The organism is Streptosporangium sp. NPDC000563, assembly GCF_040299985.1.
In the GTDB taxonomy this organism is placed as follows: Bacteria; Actinomycetota; Actinomycetes; order Streptosporangiales; family Streptosporangiaceae; genus Streptosporangium.
Genome location: NZ_JBEPDA010000006.1, coordinates 161,533 through 182,390 on the forward strand (window position 1 = coordinate 161,533; position 20,858 = coordinate 182,390).

Sequence of the window (20,858 nt, forward strand, 5' to 3'; positions counted from 1 at the left end):
TGTGACATCGCCCGAACCTCACCGTCCTCCGGGGCGTCCAATCCACCGGAGAACGGAGCGTGAGTTGAGTACGGCACTTATCGATGGTGATCCGCAGCGGCTGGGCGGCTACTGGCTGGCCGGGCGGCTGGGCGCGGGCGGCCAGGGCGTGGTCTACGAGGCGTACGACGCCGAGGGCACGCGCGTCGCGGTGAAGGTCCTGCACGGTGACGCGGGGACCGACCCCGAACTGCGCGACCGGTTCGGCCGCGAGGCCGCCGCCGCCCGCCGGGTGGCCTCCTTCTGCACGGCGGGCGTGCTGGACGCCGATCTCGACGGGCCCAGGCCGTACATCGTCAGCGAGTACGTGGAGGGGCCCAGCCTGCGCAGGGCCGTCGCCGAGGGGCGCCGCTTCACCGGGGGTGACCTGCACCGTCTCGCGGCCGCGATCGCCACCGCGCTCACCGCCGTCCACGAGGCGGGGGTCGTCCACCGCGACCTGAAGCCCGACAACGTGCTGCTCGGCCCGGACGGCCCGCGGGTGATCGACTTCGGTGTCGCCCGCACCGAGGACATGTCGCTGACCGCGACCGGCATGGTGGCGGGTACCCCGACCTACATGGCCCCCGAGATCTTCATGGGCCTGCGCGCGACCGCGGCCGTCGACGTCTTCGCCTGGGGCGGGATCATGGTCTTCGCCGCGACGGGCGCCGACCCGTTCCGGGCGGAGAGCCTGGGCGGGGTCATGCACCGCGTGCTGTCGGTGCAACCCCAGCTGGACATGCTTCCCGAGCACCTGCGGCCGTTGGTCGCGGCCTCGCTCGCCAAGGACCCCGAGTCCAGGCCGACCGCGAGGGACCTGCTGCTCGCCCTGGTCAGCGGCGGCAGGACCTTCGACACCCCGAGGCTGCTCGCGGTGGGCAGCGACGCCGGGTCCCAGGTCCGCGCGACCTCGACGGACCCCGCGCTCGGCACTCTCGCCGAGGACGCCTACGCCGCGCTCGGCCCCGCCGAGCGGGAGCTCGCCCCCGAGATCTTCCTGCGGCTGGTCACCGTGACCGACGACGACCAGCTCGTCGTACGCCGTGCGCAGTGGGGCGAGCTCCTCGACGGGCGAGGGGAGGGGGAGGCCGCCGCCGTACGACGCCTGATGGAGGTCTTCGCGTACCTGCTGGCTCACGACGACCGGGAGGTGTGGCTGTCGCGGCCCGCGCTGCCGCGGGCCTGGCCCAGGCTGCGCGGGTGGGTCCAGTCCAACCTGGACGGCCTGGCCGTGCACCGGGGCATCCTCACCGCCGCGCGGCGCTGGCAGGTCCAGGGGCGCAGGGACGGAGACCTGTTCCAGGGCGGCAGCCTGGAGAACGCGATGCGCTGGGCGGCCACCGGGCGCCGCAACATCACGCTCAGCCCGGTCGAGCGTGACTTCCTGGAGGCCGGTGCCGCTCTCACCCGGCGCCGGGCGCGCAGGGGCAGGGTGCTCTCCGGCACGCTGGCCGTGCTGCTCGTCGTCGCGCTGGCCGCCGGGGCGTTCGCCGTGTGGCAGGGCAGGGTGGCCGACGCGCGCAGCGCCGTCATCGCCTCCCAGCGCGACCAGGCGACGGCCGCCAGGCTCGCCGCGACGGCGGAGACGCTCCGCAGCTCGGAGCCGGTCACGGCGATGCTGCTCAGCGTGGCCGCCTGGCGGCTGGCGCCGGTGACCGAGGCGAGGGCGAGCCTGACCGGTTCGCTGGCCCAGCGGGAGTCCGCGGCCTTCCACGACCCGGCCACGGGGATACAGACCCTCAGGGCGCTGAGCGCCGACGGGCGCATGCTCGTCAGCGTGAGCGACGGCGAGGTGCGTGTCTGGGACGTGCGGACCGGCAGGCGCACCGGGGGCTTCACCGGGATCGGCGGCGACCTGCGCGGGATCGCGTTGAGCCCGCGAGGCGGCCGGCTCGCCGTGATCAGCGGCCTGAGGCTGAGGATCTGGGACATGCGGACCGGCAGGCCGACGGGTGCCGTCCTGGAGGTCCAGGGGCCGAACGCGGGTGGCGACACCACCGCGTCCTTCGGGCAGTCGGAGGACTGGCTCATGGTCGGCCAGGGGGAGGGTTTCACCGCCTGGAACATCGTGACCGGGCAGAGGCTCTTCCCGCTCAGCGGGGCCCTCGGCGGCGACATCTCCGCGGACGGGCGCGGGTTCGCGTCCTGGGACCTCAACGGTGATGTGGCGGCCTTCGCGCTGGACGGTCTGCGCAAGGTTCCGCTGGGGAGCCGCTGCAACGCCTGCGAGCGGAAGAGTTTGGCCTACGGCCCCGATGGCGCGACCATCGCCGTCGCCAGGGGCAGGACCGTCGAGCTACGCGACGCGTTCACCGGGGCGAAGCTGGACAAATTCTTCGAGGAGGGCGCGACCGGCAAACTCGTCTTCAGCCCCGACGGGCGCTTCCTGGCCTCGGCGTTCGACACGACCCTGCGGCTCTGGCGGGTCGAGGACGGCAGGCTGCTGCTCACCCAGAAGATCGACGCCTACGACCCCGTCGTGGCCTTCGACCCGGACGGGCGCACCCTGCGCTACCTCGCGGAGGACTCGGTGACGAGCCTCGACGTCTCCGCGCTGACCAGGCCCGTCACGCTGAAGGGCTCGGGGACCGACCGGGCGGTCCTCAGCCCCGGCGGGCGGCTCCTCGCCTCCGTGGACGGCGAGGCGAGCGAGGTCGTGATCCGAGATGTCCGCCGCCGCGCACGCGTGGGCTCGCTGAAGATCGGCCCCGGTGACGCGGACCGCTCCTTCACGATGGCCTTCAGCGCCGACGGCGGGCGGCTGGTGGTCAACGACGGCGGGAAGAGCTCCGGGCTGACCGTCTGGGACACCTCCACCTTCAAGCGGATCACCACGGCCACCCTCGCCCGCGACGGCGATGTGTCCGCCGTGGCGATCAGTGCCGATGGCACCGCCGCGGCCTCGTTCACCCGTTACTACGACTCCGGGGTGGAACCGGAGGGGGAGATCCACGTCTGGGACGTGCCCAGTGGCCGGCTCCGCTGGTCGCGGCCCCAGGTCGTCGTCGAGGGGTTGGTGTTCACCCCGGACGGCAGGGCGCTCGCGGTCGTGGGCGGTGAGCACCGGTTGCTGGACGCGGGCACCGGCGAGCCGTTCGGAGACACCTACGGCTCGCCCACCGCGAGCATCCCGGCGATCGCGCTCGCCTTCGACCGGAAGGGTGACCGCTTCGCCGTCGCCGACCATGTGGGGCGGATCTCGGTGCTGGAGACCCGGGGCAGGAAGCGGGTGGGCGCCGTGATCCGGGGCGGAGCGGGAACGGGGGCCAACCTGACGTACTCCCCCCGCGGTGACCTCATCGCCGCGGCGGTGACCGCGCGGTCGGTGGGGATATGGGACGTCGAGACCGGGCGCCGCCTCGGCCAGCCGATCGTCGCCCAGACCGGCGACCTGCGGGCGCTGGCGTTCAGCCCCGACGGTGCCCGGCTGATCGCCGTCGACGAGGCCGGCACCCTGAGCGAGTATCCGGTCGCGCCCGAGGCGGTGGCACGGGCGGTCTGCGAGCGTGCGGGCCGCACCCTGTCGCGCGAGGAGTGGCGCACCTACCTGGGGGATCTGGCCTACCGGGACGTCTGCCCCGCCTGAAGCCTGAAGAGGGTCTCCTCAGGGCGCGTCGCGGACCGTACGAGATCGGTAGGGAGCCGGTCGTGGGCCCGGGGCGGTCGGTGCGAAGGTTTCGGCCATGCCTGTCATGCCTGTGGTGTCCACCTCGCCCGCGAGGGCGGTCGCGACGGCGCGGGTTGTCTGACCTGCGGATACCTGGGTAGGACCCTCACCGGAAAAGCCACGAGTTTTCGGGGGGAAACATGGCGATCTGTGAAATGTGCGGAAACGACTATGACATGAGCTTCGAGGTGCACGCCCAGGGCACGGTGCACGTCTTCGACAGCTTCGAGTGCGCGATCCAGCGGATGGCGCCGATCTGCGAGCACTGCGGGGTCCGCATCGTCGGGCACGGCGTCGAGGCCGACCGGCGCTGGTTCTGCTGCGCGCACTGCGCGCGCAAGGAGGGGGCGGACAGGATCGTCGACAGGGTCGGCGCGCAGGTGTGAGTCGCGGGAGGCCGGCGGCGCGTCACGCCCCCGGCCGACGCGGCGACGATGTGTGACGGCGCGTGGCGCCACGCGGTGCCGGTGCCGTCGCGGCCCGGGTTCGACGCGCGGTGACGGCGGGCGGCGCCGCGCCGCGGTCCCGGTCCGGCGCGCGGTGACGGCGCGTACCGCCCTGCGGACGCTGGGGATATTACGGCCGTGTGGCGGTGTGAGGCGGTATTAACGAGACTGCCATGATCTGGTATTCCGTGAGTCTGGCTGAGACCGTCTCCTGCCTGCACACTGGGGCCTATGAGGGATTTTGATGTCCTTGTTCTTGGTTCCGGACCGGGTGGACAGAAAGCCGCGATCGCCGCGGCGAAACTCGAACGGCGTGTCGCGCTCGTCGAGCGGCGCAACATGCTCGGCGGGGTGTGCATCAACACCGGCACCATCCCCTCCAAGACGCTGCGCGAGGCCGTGCTGCACCTGACCGGTCTCAACCAGCGGGGTATGTACGGCCAGAGCTACCGGGTGAAGGACGAGATCACCGCGGCGGACCTGGGGATCCGCACCCAGCACGTGATCGGCCGGGAGATCGACGTGATCCGCAGCCAGCTGTCGCGCAACCACGTGACGACGCTCAACGGGCACGGCCACTTCGTGGATCCGCACACGGTCGGCGTCGTCGACGAGCACGGCCACGAGACCAAGGTCACCGCCGACAAGATCGTCATCGCCACGGGCACCAGGCCCGCCCGGCCCGACACCGTGGAGTTCGACGGCCACACCATCATCGACTCGGACGGCATCCTCCAACTGCAGGACATCCCGGACTCGATGGTGGTCGTGGGAGCCGGGGTGATCGGCATCGAGTACGCCTCCATGTTCGCCGCCCTGGGCACCAAGGTGACCGTGGTCGAGCGCCGCGACCGGATGCTCGACTTCTGCGACCTGGAGATCGTCGAGGCGCTCAAGTACCACCTGCGCGACCTGGCGGTGACCTTCCGCTTCGGCGAGACCGTCGCCGCCGTCGAGCGCCGCTCCCGGGGCGCGCTGACCGTGCTGGAGAGCGGCAAGCGGATCCCCGCCGAGACGGTGATGTACTCGGCCGGACGCCACGGCATGACCGACGAGCTCGCCCTGGAGGCCGCGGAACTGGCCGCCGACGCCCGGGGACGCATCCAGGTCGACGAGCACTACCGCACCGTCGTGCCGCACATCTACGCGGTCGGCGACGTCATCGGGTTTCCCTCGCTCGCGGCCACCTCCATGGAGCAGGGCCGCATCGCCGCCCACCACGCCTGCGGCGAGCCGCTGGGCGGCATCCACCACCTGCAGCCGATCGGCATCTACACCATCCCCGAGATCAGCTTCATCGGCCCCACCGAGGACGAGCTGACCGCCTCCCACGTCCCCTTCGAGGTCGGCATCGCCCGTTACCGCGAGCTGGCCAGGGGCCAGATCATCGGCGACACGTACGGCATGCTGAAGCTCCTGGTCTCCCCGGAGACCCGCGCCCTGCTCGGGGTGCACGTCTTCGGCACCGGCGCCACCGAGCTCATCCACATCGGCCAGGCCGTCATGGGCTGCGGCGGCACCATCGACTACCTGGTCGACGCCGTCTTCAACTACCCCACCCTCGCCGAGTCCTACAAGGTCGCCGCACTGGACGCCATGAACAAACTCCGCCGCGTGGCCCGCTTCGAACTCTGACCGCGGGACATCGCGGCCGGTACGGGAGGGCCGCGATGTCCCGCGGCTTCTCCACGGCGCCGTTCTCGCGGGCCGGGAACCACGGGCCGCGAACGGCGGCCTCGCCGCGGTCACCCGGGCCACGACCTGTGGATCCGCCCTGGGTGGTCAGCCCCGATCGCCGAAGGCGTACCTCAGCGGTGGCAGCACCGCACGGGCGTCCGCGCCGCCGACCCACAGACCGATCATGAACGCCGCGGTCGCCTCCAGCAGGCCCGCGCGTTCCAGGCCGCCGCCGTCGACGGGCTCGCACCCGAGATCGGTGACGAGGGAGCGTACCGCGGCCAGCGCGGCGGGGTCGTCGCCGCAGAGGGGTACCGCCAGCGGGACGCCGTCGAAGGCGGGCGGCGTCATCCGCCACACGTCCTCATGGCAGAGGTTGAACGCCTTGACGACGTGCGCGCCGGTGCTCTCCGCGACGCGCCGCGCCATCGAGGGGCCGCCCTCGGTGGCGAGGGTGAAGCGTCCCTGGACGACCGGATTGACGCAGTCGGCGAGCACCCGGCCGTCCAGCGTCCCCCGGCCGCCTCCCGCGGCCTCCAAGACCTCGGTCACGGCGTGGTCGCGGACGGCGAGCAGCGTCACCTCGCCGAAGACCGCCGCCTCCTCCCAGGTGCCCGCCCGCGCGGCGGGCCCGAGCCTGGCCGCCAGGGCGGCGGCCTTGACCGGGTTTCGGCCGCTCACCGTCAGTTCGTGGCCCGCGCGGGCCCAGTGCGTTCCGAGCGCGTCCGCCATGCGGCCCGCGCCGAGGATGCCGATGCGCATCCGTCCTCCCCTGCTCGACTGCTGCTGTGGGACGAAGGTAGAGAATTCATCGGGCACCGTTCGGTGCGTGACGTCTCGGAGAGACTGGAGGACCCGGCGTGTTCCTCGCCGACTGCCGCGCCCGGCTCGCGTTCGACCTGATCGGCAACACCTGGAACGCCGTCGTCGTCTGGGCACTGCGCGCCGGTCCCCGGCGTCCCGGCGAGCTGCGCGAGGAGATCGGCGGGATCAGTGCGAAGGTGCTCACCGAGACCCTGCGCAGGCTGGAGTACAACGGCCTCGTCTCCCGTCGGGCCTACGCCGAGGCGCCGCCCAGGGTCGAGTACGGGCTCACCGACCTGGGCCGGACGCTGGTGCCGCTGATCGGGGCGTTCGGCGAGTGGGCCTTCGACCACGGCGACGAGGTCCTCGACGCCCAGGACCGTGCCGAGGGGCTCACCGGGTGAGGTCGTGGCGGTCCGCGCGGGGGGCGGCGGGGGGCGGGCATGACCGCGGGGAGCGCCCGCGGCCGATCGAGGACCCCCGGCCTCGGCGGCCCGGCCGGATGACCGGGCGCCGGGGTCGTTCAGCTCCCCGAGGAGGGGCGCTCCTTCTTCCCGGCCACGAGGGTGTCGGAGGTCTTGCCGGGCGCGGGGGGCCCGACCGGCGTGGGCGCGGTCGCGGGGGTCGCCGGGGGTGTGGACGTCGCGGCGCCGGACGGAGGCTTGCGGGTGCGCGTACGAGGACGGGGGGCGGCGGGGAACTCCGCGGTGTCCGTGGTGCTCTCCGAGGCGGATCCCTCCGGCTCTGAGGCGGGCGGGGACGCCTCGTCGGGCTTCTTCCCCGAGGTGGGACGGGCGAGGGCGGGCGCCGCGTGGGTCTCGGGCTCGCGCAGCGAGGCGATGACGTCGTGGGCCTCGTTCTCGGCGGCGAAGTCCTCGGCGGCCTCGGCCTCACGGCGCTTGATCACCACCATGTGGTCGACCGAGAGGCGGCCCGCGCCGCCGACCGCGAGCAGGATGGAGGCCGCGCCAAGGGCCACGATCAGCTTGGCGTCGCCACCGGTGAGCGGCAGGCCCACCTCGCCGCTGGCCAGGATGAACACGGCGAGGGCCTCGGCGAACAGCAGCAGCCCGCAGGCGGACACGGCGAGCCCCGCGACCAGCAGCGCGCCGCCGATGAGTTCCGTGAGCATGGTGGTCGCGGCCCACACGTAGGGCCCGGAGGCGCCCAGGCTCGTGAACTGCTCGGCGGTGGCGTTCAGGCCCGCTTCGAGCTTGTGCCAGCCGTTGGCGAAGAAGATCCCGCCCACGCCAAGTCTGGCGGCCAGGGAAGCAAGATCATGAAGGGTTTGTCGCACGGTTCCTCATTCTGGTTAGATTCCCCGTTCCTGCCCATGCTTGACCGATAGATGACCGAGCGGGGGCCGTCCAAACCCTCGGCGACCCTCGGCAACCCTCGGCGACCCTCGGCGACCCTCGGCGACCCTTGGTGACCCTCGCGACCCGTCACGAACCTCCACGAGGGGCGTCCCTCTCTTCGCCGACGGGGCGGCGGGGCACCAGGAGTGTCACGGCCAGAGCGGTGGCGGCGAGCAGGAACACGCTCACCGCCACCGTCGTGTGCAGACCGGAGACGAACGCGACGCGGGCCGCGTCGAGCAGGGCGTCTCCCACGCCGCCGCCGATCTCCCGCGCCACGTGGGCGGCGGAGGCGAGCGACTGGCGGGCCTGCTCCATCATCGCGGGCGCGACACCGTAAACCGGGGGCAGCGAGGGGGCGTACACGGCCGTGGTGATCGTGCCGAGCACCGCGACACCGAGTCCGGCGCCCAGTTCGTAGGCGGTCTCCTCGATCGCGGCGGCGCCGCCCGCGTGGGACTCGGGGGTGGAGGACATGATCGTGTCGGAGGCGGCGAGCAGGGTGACCTGGATGCCGAAGCCGATGCCGATGAAACAGAGCGTGAGGGCCACCGGATGTCCCTCGGTGTGCCAGGTCAGGGTGGGCGCGAGGGAGAGGGCGGTCAACGCCAGCCCGCCGCCCATCGTGGCGCGCAGCCCGAACCAGCGCAGCAGCCGCGCCCCGGCCAGACCGCCCGCGATCGCGGCGATCATGAGGGGGAGCATCCGTACGGCCGCCTGGATCGGGCTGTGACCCAGGACCAGCTGGAGATACTGGGCGAGCATGAGCTGCAGCCCGACCAGGGCGAAGACCGTGAGCAGCACGCCGCCCACCCCCGCGCAGAAGGCCCGCCTCCGGAACAGGCTCAGGTCCAGCAAGGGGACGGCGAGTGAGCGCTGCCTGCGGACGAACCACACCAGCAGCCAGACCCCGCTCAGGAACGCCACCACCCCGCCCGGATGCCCGGCCCCCGCCTCCTTCAGGCCGAAGGCCACCCCGAGGATGCCCAGCACCGACAGCGCCGCGCTGAGCGCGTCCCACGGCTGACCGGTGCGCCTGCGGGACTCGGGGAGGATCCTGGCCGCGGCGGGCATCAGGACCAGCAGGATGGGGACGTTGATCAGGAAGACGGCGCCCCACCAGAAGTGTTCGACGAGCACCCCGCCGATGATCGGGCCGACCGCGGCCCCGGCCGCGGCCACCGCGCTCCACACACCCAGCGCGATCGCCCGCTCGTGCCGGTCGGTGAAGACCTGCCGGATGATGGAGAGCGTGGCGGGCATGATCATCGCTCCGCCGAGACCGAGCAGTGCGCGTGCGGAGATCAGCGCGAGCGGGGTCGGCGCGAACGCCGCCGCGGCCGAGGCGACGCCGAAGACCAGGTATCCGGCGAGCACCAGGCGCTTGCGCCCGTAGCGGTCACCGAGCGTGCCGAAGGTGAGCAGCAGCGGCGCGACCATCAGCGAGTAGACGTCGATGATCCACAACAGCTCCACGGAGGACGGCTCAAGGGCGGCCGTCAGCGCCGGTACCGCGATGTGCAGCACCGTGGCGTCCACCGTGATCAGCAGCAGACTGAAGCAGAGGACGGCGAGGACCGACCACCGGCCGGTCCCGGATGCCCGTGGGGCGCCGTCCGCGCGTCTGGCCATGACGGTGGTCATGAGCCGCTCAGGATCTGTCGGCCTGGACGAACATGCGTCGCAGCTTAGGCGAAGCCGGGCAGTGCCCGGGGCTGCATTGGGTGATTGATTCACAGGGGAATGTCCGTTTTATGCCCCGAGTAGGGCGGTGTTCGGCGGTTCTCTGGCCACTGCGAGCGACCTCTCTAGAGAGATACAGGCATATACCGACATCTAGGCAAAAGGTGATCTCGCACCGACCATGGCGATCGTGGGGAGCCAGCGCGAGGCCCGTGAGCCGCCGTGGTGAGCGGGTCCGGCGGGGATGACCCCGCCTCGATCCCGCCACCGCGGGACCCTGTCGATTCTCGGTCCGGGAATGCCCTCGGCCGGGTCACCGCGTCGCCGCAGGACCTCCATGGCTCCCGGTCAGGGAACGACCTCGCCTCGGGGCCCGTGCCGCCGCCGCGGGATCCCGCCGACCCCCGGCAGTGGTGCGCGGTGGCCGCCGCGTGGCTGGCCCGTGACCGGCCCGAGGCCGCGCTGGAGGCCGCACGCAAGGCGCTGGACCTCGACCCCCGGTCCGAGTCCGGCACCGACTGGGGATACCGCCTCGCGAGCCTCGCGTTCGAGCGGCTCGGCCGCGACGCGGAGGCCGTGGCCGCGGCCGAGGAGGCCGTACGCCTCGCACCGGGTTCCTGGGCCGCGCGAATGCGGCTGGGGGCCGCGCTGCGCAGGGTGCCGGGACGCTGGCGCGAGTCGCGGGCGCAGGCGGCGAGGGCCGTACGCTACGCGCCGGAGGAGCCGGACCCGCACGTTCTCGCCGGTGACCTCGCGCTGCTGCGGGGTGAGTACGCCGCCGCGGAGGCCGCCTACCGCGAGGCGCTGCGCCTGCTGCCCGGCCACCCGGGCGCGAGGGTGAACCTCGGCCTGGCACGGCTGCGCTGGGAGCGCCCGCGCGCCCACCACGACCCCGCCTGGCCGGTCGACCCCCGCGAGACCGGCCGGGCCAGACGTGCCCTGGCGACATGGTCGCGGCAGATCCGGATCCTGCTCGCCGTCGCCCTCGTCGCGGTCTGCGCGACCGAGTTCGGGTTCGGCCTGGCCTCCGTGGCGAGGATCGGCGGCGGGCTGGTGTTGCTCGCCGTCCTGGCGATCACCCTCAGGCGGGCGCAGCGGGTCAGGCTCTGGTCGTACGTGCCGGGCATGCTCGCCCGCGACCTGTGGCTCAGCACATCGGTCTCGATCACCCTGGTCGCCGTGGCCGCATACGTCGCGGTCGTCGCCATCCTCCCCGCGGAGATCCCGCCGCCCCCCTCCGGTCCGGTGCCGGGTGCGCTCTGGGCGAGTCTCGCCGGACTGGTGCTCCTCAACGGGATGGTGCTGCTCGTCCTGCGCGTCCTCGTCGAGGCGTGGCGCGGGCGGCCGGTCAGCGCGCTGGCCGAGTTCGCCGCCGCGGGTGACGATCGCACGGCCAGGCGCGACGTGAACGTGACGCTCTGGCTCGTCGCGGTCAGGGTCTGGTCGGTACCGGCGGCGGTCACGGTGGCGGTGATCGTCCTGGACGAGCGGAGCTGGGCACTGGCCGCCCTCGCCGTACCGCTCGCGCTCGGCCGGCTGCGAGTCCGGGTGGGTCCGCCCCTCGGACTCGCCCGCGCGTCGGCCTCCGACCGCGCGCTGGTGGCGGTCCTGGCGCTGTCCGCCTCGGCGTCGGTCCTGCTCGGCGTGGCCGGAGCGGCACCGGCTCTCGGGCTCGACCCGCCGGGAGAGTGGGCCTGGTGGGCGGGAATCGCGCTGCTCGCCGTACCGGTGGCGGTATTCGCCACGAGATCGGTGCGGGCGTGGTGGCACGGCGCGCCGGGGCCGTGGCGGGCCTCGCTGGTCATGTGCGACGGCTGCGGGAGCCGCCTCCCCGGCGACGCGGGAGCGCCGGTGGGTCTCAGCGGGGAGGTGCGCGCGGCCTTCACCTACGCGCGGGGCGTGGTGCTCGCGTACGCCGATCCCAGCGGTCCGCGCGCGCTCGCCGTCGGCGCGGTCAGCTCGGTCGGCCCGAGCGGCGAACTGCGCCTGATCGCCGCCTCCGACGCCTGGGAGGCCGCCGAACGCGACCCCAGGGTGGCGGTCTTCGTCGCCGACCCGCTCGACCGCCGGTTCTGGGCCGAGGTACGGGGCGTCGCCGTCGGCGACACCGAGGCCGACCTGCTGAGAATCACCCCCAAGGAGGTCGTGGTCGGCGAGTATCCCGGCCGCCACCAGGGCCGAGCCCGCCGCGGCTGAGGGGTCCTCCCCGGAGCGCGGGACCGTCCTGCGGTGCGCGAGGCGGCACGTGCCGGGATCCGGTTCTCCCCGGAGCGCGGTGGATGCCCTCGCCGGGAACGCGACCCGCCCGGGGAGCCATGCCGGGACCGGGGCGTCCAAGGGCCACGTGACCCGCGGGGCGCGGAGCCGTGGACCGTCTTGCCGGGCGGTGACATTTCCCTGCCCGCGACGCCCGCGACCCGGCATGGCTCCCCGGGCGGGCGAACGGCGGGGGCGGCCGGGACCGGGCCGTACCGCCTCGGGGGAACGCGGGCGAGGGTCGCCGCGCGCGGGGCGCGGGGGCGGCACAGGGAGAGGCGTGGCCGGAGGGACCACGCGGAAAGAGCTTGCTACCTCGAACGTTGGTTTCATCCGCTCTCATCCGGATATCTGATCCTGCCCACACGACGGCGTGGCGCGACCCTCAGGCACGCGCAAACGCCCCCTTGTTGCGGTATAACCAGGGGCGGACCGGGGAGGCGTGATGCGGGAATCCAGCAGGGCCCGTCCGGCGGGGCGCGCGGCGGCACGGGATCTGTTCGAGCAGGTTCGGCTGGGCTACTTTCGGCTCTCGCCGCCCCTGCGCAGGCTGATCTACGTCGCGGTGCTGGTCGGAGCGGTCGCGCTGGCGTTCGGACTCGGCTGGTCGGTCCTCAACACGTTCTTCTCCACCCTGGTGCTGCTCGGCTTCGCGGCGCTGACCCTGAGCTTCCCCCGCGCCGCGGCGACCCTGCTCGTGGTGCTCGGCTGGCTGGGGGGAGTCCTGATCTTCCGGGCCGTCCTCTTCGGACCGAACTCGCCGGTCCCGTCGGCGCTGATGCTCCTCGGCCTCCTGGTCGCGGGGGCCGCCCACCTCATCCGCTGGGTCCCACCGTGGGCGACCACGGTCATGGCACTGGTGCCCGCGGGGCTGACGGCCGTCCTGCTCGACGTGGTCATCACCGGGTTCGTGCCCGCCGTCGCCGTCTGGGCCGCGTACGCCGTGGCGGCCGGGGTGCTGGTCCACCGGTTCCTGCAGGCCCGCCGGGTGCGGGCCGCGCTGGAGGCGGGGGAGCGGCGCCAGAGCGGGCTCCGGGTCCGCGAGGGCGGCCACCCCACCCCCGCCCAGAGCGCCGGCGAGCGCGACGATCCCCCGCCCATCTCGGTGGAGGAGGCGCTCGGCGAGCTGGACGCCATGATCGGCCTCGCCCCGGTGAAGGAGCAGGTCCGCTCGATCGCCGCCTCGATCGAGGCGGCCAGGCTGCGCAGGGAGGCCGGATACTCCACCGAGCCGCCGATGCGGCACTTCGTGTTCGTCGGCCCTCCCGGCACCGGCAAGACCAGCGTGGCCAGGACCGTCGCGAAGATCTTCTACTCCTTCGGCCTGCTGGAGACCCCCTACGTGGTGGAGGCCCAGCGGGCCGACCTGGTGGGGGAGTTTCTCGGCGCCACCGCGATCAAGACCAACGAGCTGGTCGACCGGGCGCTCGGCGGGGTGCTGTTCGTCGACGAGGCGTACAGCCTGATCAACTCCGGTGACGGCCAGCCCGACAGGTTCGGCACCGAGGCCGTGCAGACGCTGCTCAAGCGGGCCGAGGACGACCGCGACCGGCTGATCGTCATCCTGGCCGGATACGAGAAGGAGATGGGCACCTTCCTGTCGTCCAACCCCGGCCTGTCCAGCCGGTTCTCCAGCAGGGTCCGCTTTCCCAGCTACGCTCCCGACGAGCTGCTCCGGATCACCGAGCTGCTGCAGCGGCGCAGGGGCGACCGGATGGCGCCCGAGGCCGCGTCCGCCCTGCTCGCCCGCTTCGAGGACATCCACCGGCGCGCGATCGTCGACGACCTGGGCAACGCCCGGTTCGTCCGCAGCCTCGTGGAGGCCGTCGCGCAGGCCAGGGACGTGCGCGTGGTGGGAGCGGGCGGCGCGCCCACCACCGAGGACCTGGTCACCACGATCGAGGCCGACGTCGTCAAGGCCTTCGACGAGCTCACCGCCCGCTACCGGGGCTACCAGGCCGCCCCCTCCCTTGAGGAGGCGCTCGCCGACCTCGACCGCATGGCGGGGCTGGAGCCGGTCAAGCGGCAGGTGCACGCGATCGCCGCGCAGCTCAGGGTGGCCAAGATGCGCGAGGAGCGCGGGCTGCCGACCCCGCCGCAGATGCGGCACTTCGTCTTCGCCGGACCGCCGGGAACCGGTAAGACCAGCGTGGCCCGCATCCTGGGCCGCATCTTCGCCGCGCTCGGCCTGCTCACCCAGCCCGACGTGGTGGAGGCGCAGCGGGCCGACCTGGTCGGCCAGCACCTCGGCGCCACCGCGATCAAGACGAACGAGCTGGTCGACCGGGCGCTCGGCGGGGTGCTGTTCGTCGACGAGGCGTACAGCCTGGTCAACTCCGGCTACAGCGGGGGCGACGCCTTCGGCACCGAGGCCGTGCAGACGCTGCTCAAGCGGGCCGAGGACGACCGCGACCGGCTGGTGATCATCCTGGCCGGATACGAGCGGGAGATGAACGCCTTCCTGGCCTCCAACCCGGGCCTGGGCAGCAGGTTCAACCAGCGGGTGCAGTTTCCCTCGTACTCGCCGGGAGAGCTCACCGAGATCGCGGTGCTGCTCGCCGACTCCTCGGGAGACCGGTTCGACGACGACGCCCGCCGCGACCTGGCCGAGGTCTTCACCTGGGTCTGCGACGAGGGCCTGATCGACGGGCTCGGCAACGGCAGGTTCGCGCGCTCGCTCTTCGAGCGCGCCGCGATGCGCAGGGACGTCCGTCTCGCCGCCCTCGGCGGAGCCACCGCGAGCGCCGCCGACCTGACCACCATCACCGGTGCCGACCTGCGCGCGGCCGTCGACGAGCTCGCGGGGAAGTGACCTCGGCTCCGCCATCTCCCATCGAGATCCCTCCGACTCGGTACGCTGTGCAGTCCGTCGGTCGCCGAGTGTAGCAAGATGGTCACCGACAGCGGCGGGGCTCCGGAGGAGGAAAGATGGCGGGATTCCTTACCCGCAGGCTGCTCAACTATCTGGTGCTGATCGTCGTGGCCACCAGCCTGGCCTACATGCTCGCCGCCTCCGCGCTCAACCCGCGCTCCAACTACGAGGGCCGCAACCCCCCGCTCCCGTCGGCCGTCGTCGACGCGCACCTCACCGAGCTCAACCTGAACGACCGCACCCCGCTGTTCGAGCGCTACCTGACCTGGGCGGGAGGCGTCGTGCGCGGAGACTTCGGCAAGACGGTGGGGGGAGGATCGGTCAACGACGACCTCGGGCGCCGCGTCGGCGTCACCCTGCGCCTGATCACGATCGGACTCGTTCTCGGCAGCGTCGGAGGTGTGCTCATCGGAGCCTACGCCGCGGTCAGACAGTACGGCCTCTTCGACCGATCGGCGACCGTCCTGTCCTTCGTCGTGCTCGCGATTCCCACGGTGGTGCTGGCCAACATGCTGATCATCGCCGCCATCCGGCTCAACGAGGCGGCCGGCACCCAGATCGTCCTCGTCAGCGGAGAGGCGACCCCCGGCCTTGAGGGAGGGCTCGCCGCCGCCGTGTTCGACAGGATCAGGCACCTGGTCCTGCCCACGCTGTCGCTCTCGCTCGGACTGGTCGCCGTCTACAGCCGTTACCAGCGCAACATGATGCTCGACGTGCTCGGCGCCGACTTCGTCCGTACGGCCATGGCCAAGGGGCTGAGCCGCAGGGCCGCGCTGACCCGGCACGCGCTGCGCACCGCGCTCATCCCGGCGGTCACCTACTTCGCCTTCACCTTCGGGGCGCTGCTGGTCGGCACCACCTTCACCGAGAAGATCTTCGGCTGGCACGGCCTGGGGGAGCAGCTGGTCGACTCGATCTCCACCAACGACGTCAACACCGTCGCGGCGATCAGCTGCTTCGCCGCGCTGGCCGTGTTGCTGGCCGCGCTCGCCTCCGACATGCTCCACGCCGTCCTCGATCCCCGTGTCCGGGTGGGGTGATCCGGAGATGGCCATCGCCGACGAGGAGCTCGCCGAGCAGCAGTCGTCCGTCGACAGGATCAAGGCACCCTCGCGGCTGCGGGTGGTCGCGGGCCGTCTCCTGCGCTCGGGGCGGGGCAGGATCGGCCTCGCCCTGCTCGTGCTGATCTTCCTGCTCGCCTTCGCCGGGCCGCACCTCACCCGCTGGACGTACGTTTCGAAGGACTACACGGCCTTTCTCGCGCCTCCCTCCGCCGAGCACTGGTGGGGGACCCTGCAGACCGGCGCCGACGTGTACGCGGTCACGTTGCGCGGCCTGCGCAGGTCCCTGATCGTGGGCCTGCTCGCCGCGGTGGTCGGCACCGCGCTCGCGGCCGTGGTGGGCGCCTTCGCCGGATACTTCGGAGGCTGGACCGACCGGGCGCTGACCTGGCTGACCGACCTGCTGCTCGTGCTCCCGGCCTTCCTCATCCTGGCGATCATGTCCCCGCTCTTCGCCGGGAGGCAGTGGCCGGTGTTCGTGCTGGTGCTGGCGCTCTTCCTCTGGATGGTCACCTCGAAGATCGTCCGGAGCATGACCATCTCCCTCAGGGAGCGGGAGTTCATCCACGCGGCCAGGTTCATGGGCGTGCCCCCGACGAGGATCGTCTTCCGGCATGTGATCCCCAACATGTCCTCGCTGCTGGTCGTCGACGCCACGCTCAACGTCAGCGCCGCGATCCTCACCGAGACGTCCCTGTCCTACTTCGGTTTCGGCATCCAGCCGCCCGACGTCTCGCTGGGCAGCCTCATCGCCGACGGCGCGCGGACGGCCCTGTACGCCCCCTGGACGTTCTGGTTCTGCGCGGGGCTGCTGATCGTCACCGTGCTCGCGGTGAACCTGGTCGGCGACGCCCTGCGCGACGCCTTCGACCCCACGTCCCACGGGGCGGGTGACCGATGACGGGCGAGCGATTCCCGGGCACGACGTCCAGGGCCGGCGAGCGCGAGCCGGTGCCCGGCCCGATCGCCCCCGTGCTAGAGGTGCGTGACCTCGACGTCACCTTCGGCTCGGGGCCGGGGGCGGTCCGCGCGGTCAGGGGCATGGGTTACGCGGTCCGTCCCGGCGAGGTGCTCGGTGTCGTCGGGGAGTCCGGCTCCGGCAAGTCGGTCACCTCGCTCGCCGTGATGGGCCTGCTCCCGGCGCACGCCCGCGTCACCGGCTCGGTCCGGCTGCTCGGGCAGGAGATCCTGGGCGCCCCGGAGAGGACGCTCACCGCGTTCCGCGGCAAGACCGTCTCCATGGTCTTCCAGGATCCGCTCTCCGCGCTCACCCCCGTGTACCGGGTCGGCGACCAGGTCGCCGAGGCGATCCGCGTCCACCAGCGGGTGGGCGCCGCCCAGGCGGCCAGGCGTGCGGTCGAACTGCTCGACCTGGTCGGCATCCCCGACGCCGCGCGGCGGGCCAGGGCGTTCCCGCACGAGTTCTCCGGTGGCATGCGCCAGCGCGCGGTGATCGCGATGGCGATCGCGAACGACCCCGACGTGATCCTCTGCGACGAGCCCACCACCGCGCTCGACGTGACCATCCAGGCGCAGGTGCTGGAGGTGCTGAAGACGGCGCAGCGTGAGACCGGCGCGGCGATCGTCGTCATCACCCACGACCTGGGGGTGGTGGCGGGGTTCGCCGACCGGGTCCTCGTCATGTACGCCGGGCGCCCCGTCGAGGTCGGCTCGGTGGACGAGGTCTACTACCGCAGTCGCATGCCGTACACCATGGGCCTGCTCGGCTCGGTCCCGCGCCTCGACCGCGGCAGGGGACGCCCGCTGGTGCCCATCGAGGGCGGCCCGCCGTCACCGGCGGCGCTGCCGCCGGGCTGCCCCTTCGAGCCACGCTGCCCGATCGCCGTCCCGGCGTGCTCCGAGACCGAGCCGGAGCCGGAGCCCGTGGACTCGCCGGGCCACCTCGCGGCGTGCGTGCGCTCCGGCGAGATCGAGGCGGCGGGATGGTCGCCGGACCAGGTCTACGGTGTGCGCGGACCGGCCACGGGCGCCGCCACACGTGCCGCCGCCGCTCCCGCCCGGCGCCCCGCGAGCCCTGTGAGCCCCACCGACTCCGCTGCCTCCACTGCCTCCATCGACTCCACCGGCCTCGCCGCTCCCGGCGTCGAGGAGCCGCCGCGCCCGCGCGAGGAGCGCGCCGTGGTCCTGCGGGTCGAGGGCCTGGTCAAGCACTACCCCCTGGTCGCCGGGACGCTCCTGCGGCGGAGGGTCGGCACGGTCCGCGCGGTGGACGGCGTCGGCTTCGACGTCCGCGAGGGCGAGACGCTCGGCCTGGTCGGCGAGTCGGGCTGCGGTAAGACCACCACCCTGATGGAGATCCTCGAACTGGCCGCACCGCAGCGCGGCAGGATCACGGTGCTGGGCCACGACACCTCAAGGATGAGCGCCCGCGACCGGATGGCCGTGCGGCGCGACATGCAGGTCGTCTTCCAGGATCCGCTCGCCTCGCTGGATCCGAGGATGACCGTCTACGACATTCTCGCCGAACCGCTGCGCGCGCACGGCGAACGGGACCCGGGGCCGAGGATCGGCGAGTTGCTCGACCTCGTCGGCCTGGAACCCGGCCACGCCGCCCGCTACCCGCAGGACTTCTCCGGGGGCCAGCGTCAGCGCATCGGCATCGCCCGTGCCCTCGCCCCGCGGCCCCGGCTGGTCGTGCTGGACGAGCCGGTCTCGGCGCTCGACGTGTCCATCCAGGCGGGGGTGCTCAACCTGCTGGAGGGGCTGAGGAGCCGCCTGGGCCTGTCGTACCTCATCGTCGCGCACGACCTGGCCGTGGTCCGGCACATCGCCGACCGGGTCGCGGTCATGTATCTGGGGAGGATCGCGGAGATCGGCCGGGTCGGCGCCGTCTACGACACCCCGCTGCATCCCTACACGCGGGCTCTGCTGTCGGCGGTCCCGCTTCCCGACCCGCTACTGGAACGCTCCAGGAAGCGCGTCCTGCTGGAGGGGGACCTGCCGAGCCCCGCCGACCCTCCCTCCGGGTGCCGTTTCCGGACCCGCTGCCCCCTGTTCAAAACCCTCGGCGAGACCGACCGGCGACGCTGCGTGGACGAGGAGCCCTTGATACGGCAGGTCGGGGACGACCACGGCGTCTCATGCCACTTCGCCGAGAGGGCCGACGCCGGATGACCCAGCCGTATGCACCGGGAGGAACACCGTGATACCAATCCGGCGCGTGGGCGCGCTCGCCGCCGCGCTGGCCGTGGCCTTGGCCGTCGCACCGGGTCTCGCCGGATGCGGGGGAGGGGGGAGGCCGGGCGGGCCGGTCTCCGTGATCAAGGCCTACGACGTCAACCCGGTGCCTCGCGAGCGGGTCGCGGACGGGGGTGTGCTCCGGTGGGGGATCAACGAGTATCCGTCCAACTGGAACCTCAACCACATCGACGGCAACCTGGCGACGGTCAAGAGGGTCATGGACGCCCTCATGCCCGCCCCCTTCCGCTCCGACGCCAAGGGGACGATCTCCCCGAACACCGACTACCTGTCCGAGGGCAGGGTCACCGCGCACGAGCCGGAGCAGGTGGTCACGCTGACCCTCAACCCGCGTGCCAGGTGGTCCGACGGCACCCCGATCACCTGGGAGGACTACCGCGCCCAGTGGCAGGCTTTGAGCGGCCGCGACGCCGGCTACCGGGTGGCGAGCACCACCGGTTACCGGAACATCGAGAAGGTCGACAGGGGCAGGGACGACCACCAGGTCGTGGTGACCTTCGCCAAACCCTTCGGCGACTGGCAGTCGCTGTTCGCGCCGCTGTATCCCCGGAGCACGAACGCCACCCCCGAGGCGTTCAACACCGCATGGCTGAACCGCGTCCCGGTGACCGCGGGCCCGTTCGAATTCGTGGCGTTCGACCCGACCGCCAAGACCGTCACGATCGCGCGGGACGAGCGCTGGTGGGGTGATCGGGCCAAGCTCGACCGGATCATCTACCGATCCCTGGAGAGCGACGCGCTGGTCGGGGCCTTCAGCAACGGCGAGCTCGACACCTTCGACGTCGGCCCGTCCGCGCCCGACTACGCGCGGGCCAGGAGCACCCCGGACGCGATCGTGCGGCAGGCGGCGGGCCCCGACTTCCGGCACATCACGATGAACGGCGAGAGTGCCCTGCTGTCCGACCAGAAGGTCCGCAGGGCCGTCGCGATGGGCATCGACCGTCAGGTCATCGCCCAGTCGGACCTCCAGGGCCTCGACTGGCCGATCGTGCTGCTCAACAACCACTTCTTCATGAACACCCAGGAGGGATACCAGGACAACGCCGGTGAGATCGGCACGTACGACCCGGGCAGGGCGGGGAGGGAGCTGGACGCCGCGGGCTGGAAACTGGAGGGCCGGACCCGCAGGAAGGCGGGGAGGGAGCTGAACCTGCGTTTCGTCCTGCCGTCGGGCCTGCAGCTCGCCAAATCCGAGGCCGAGCTCGTCCAGGACATGCTCGGCCGTATCGGGGTCGGGGTCACCCTGCAGTCGGTACCGACGGACGACTACTTCACCAAATACATAATTCCCGGCAATTACGACATCACCGCGTTCGCGTACGTGGGCACGCCCTTTCCCGTCTCCAGCTCCTACGGCCAGTACGCCGACGCCGTCAGGCTCCCCGACGGCACCAGGCAGTGGAACGCCAACCTCGGCCGCATCGGGTCCCGGCGGATCGACGCCGCCATGAACAAGGCGACCGCCGACCTCGACCACGCGAGGGCCGTCGCCGACACCAACACCGCGGACAAGCTCATCTGGCAGGCGGTCAACGTGGTGACGCTCTACCAGCGACCGCAGATCGTCGCGGTCAAGAGCGATCTCGCCAACTTCGGGGCCCGAGGCTTCTATGACCTGAAATATCAGGACATCGGCTTTGTTCGTTGACGCTCGTTCCACCCCGAAGGCCGGTCGACGCCCGTCTCGCCCCGCAGGACGGAGACGCCCGGGTACGGCGATCGGACGACGGAGTCACGAAGGCCGGAGCGTCGGCGCTCGTTCCCGTGACCACGGGCGGGTCGCGTTCTGTCGGG

The 20,858-nt window shown here is 72.4% G+C and carries 13 protein-coding genes; 10 read left to right on the forward strand and 3 right to left on the reverse strand.

Annotation, left to right across the window (positions count from 1 at the left end; genetic code table 11):
• Positions 1-64: 64 nt before the first annotated feature.
• The 3 genes from ABT352_RS17840 (at position 65) to sthA (ending at position 5,769) form a co-directional block, all read left to right on the forward strand.
• On the forward strand, positions 65-3,607 hold the full coding sequence (locus ABT352_RS17840; RefSeq protein ID WP_350945930.1) for a protein kinase domain-containing protein: 3,543 nt from the start codon (positions 65-67) through the stop codon (positions 3,605-3,607).
• A gap of 221 nt (positions 3,608-3,828) precedes the next feature.
• Positions 3,829-4,074, forward strand: coding sequence for a metallothionein (locus tag ABT352_RS17845; RefSeq protein ID WP_350945931.1), 246 nt, complete (start codon positions 3,829-3,831; stop codon positions 4,072-4,074).
• Positions 4,075-4,365: 291 nt separating this feature from the next.
• Complete coding sequence (sthA, locus tag ABT352_RS17850) at positions 4,366-5,769, forward strand: Si-specific NAD(P)(+) transhydrogenase (protein ID WP_350945932.1); 1,404 nt, start codon at positions 4,366-4,368, stop codon at positions 5,767-5,769.
• Positions 5,770-5,916: 147 nt separating this feature from the next.
• Here the strand turns inward: sthA and ABT352_RS17855 are convergent, their stop codons facing one another.
• A complete protein-coding gene (locus ABT352_RS17855; RefSeq protein ID WP_350945933.1) occupies positions 5,917-6,750 on the reverse strand; it encodes an NADPH-dependent F420 reductase in 834 nt (277 codons plus the stop codon).
• Between ABT352_RS17855 and ABT352_RS17860 the strand changes: the two genes are divergently transcribed.
• Positions 6,672-7,019 (forward strand): winged helix-turn-helix transcriptional regulator, encoded by a 348-nt coding sequence (locus ABT352_RS17860; RefSeq protein WP_350945934.1) that lies wholly within the window; start codon positions 6,672-6,674, stop codon positions 7,017-7,019. The two genes, ABT352_RS17855 and ABT352_RS17860, sit on opposite strands and share 79 nt — an antisense overlap.
• A 119-nt stretch (positions 7,020-7,138) precedes the next feature.
• Here the strand turns inward: ABT352_RS17860 and ABT352_RS17865 are convergent, their stop codons facing one another.
• Positions 7,139-7,912 carry a DoxX family protein gene (locus tag ABT352_RS17865; protein ID WP_350945935.1) on the reverse strand — a complete coding sequence of 258 codons (774 nt, stop codon included), beginning with the start codon at positions 7,910-7,912 and terminating at the stop codon, positions 7,139-7,141.
• Between the two features lie 148 nt (positions 7,913-8,060).
• Positions 8,061-9,617 (reverse strand): MFS transporter, encoded by a 1,557-nt coding sequence (locus ABT352_RS17870; protein WP_350945936.1) that lies wholly within the window; start codon positions 9,615-9,617, stop codon positions 8,061-8,063.
• A 414-nt stretch (positions 9,618-10,031) separates the two neighbouring features.
• Between ABT352_RS17870 and ABT352_RS17875 the strand changes: the two genes are divergently transcribed.
• The 6 genes from ABT352_RS17875 to ABT352_RS17900 all read left to right on the forward strand — a co-directional run bounded on the left by ABT352_RS17875 (position 10,032) and on the right by ABT352_RS17900 (position 20,712).
• Positions 10,032-11,852: a CHAT domain-containing protein gene (locus ABT352_RS17875; RefSeq protein WP_350945937.1), complete on the forward strand. Its 1,821-nt coding sequence runs from the start codon at positions 10,032-10,034 to the stop codon at positions 11,850-11,852.
• A 505-nt stretch (positions 11,853-12,357) separates the two neighbouring features.
• On the forward strand, positions 12,358-14,724 hold the full coding sequence (locus ABT352_RS17880; protein WP_350945938.1) for an AAA family ATPase: 2,367 nt from the start codon (positions 12,358-12,360) through the stop codon (positions 14,722-14,724).
• A gap of 116 nt (positions 14,725-14,840) precedes the next feature.
• On the forward strand, positions 14,841-15,824 hold the full coding sequence (locus ABT352_RS17885) for an ABC transporter permease (RefSeq protein ID WP_350945939.1): 984 nt from the start codon (positions 14,841-14,843) through the stop codon (positions 15,822-15,824).
• 7 nt (positions 15,825-15,831) lie between these two features.
• On the forward strand, positions 15,832-16,746 hold the full coding sequence (locus ABT352_RS17890) for an ABC transporter permease (protein WP_350945940.1): 915 nt from the start codon (positions 15,832-15,834) through the stop codon (positions 16,744-16,746).
• Entirely contained in the window at positions 16,743-18,980 is a 2,238-nt protein-coding gene (locus ABT352_RS17895) for a dipeptide ABC transporter ATP-binding protein (protein WP_350945941.1), read from the forward strand. Before ABT352_RS17890 ends, ABT352_RS17895 begins: the two co-directional genes overlap by 4 nt.
• Before the next feature lie 28 nt (positions 18,981-19,008).
• Positions 19,009-20,712, forward strand: coding sequence for an ABC transporter family substrate-binding protein (locus tag ABT352_RS17900; protein WP_350945942.1), 1,704 nt, complete (start codon positions 19,009-19,011; stop codon positions 20,710-20,712).
• Positions 20,713-20,858: the final 146 nt, after the last annotated feature.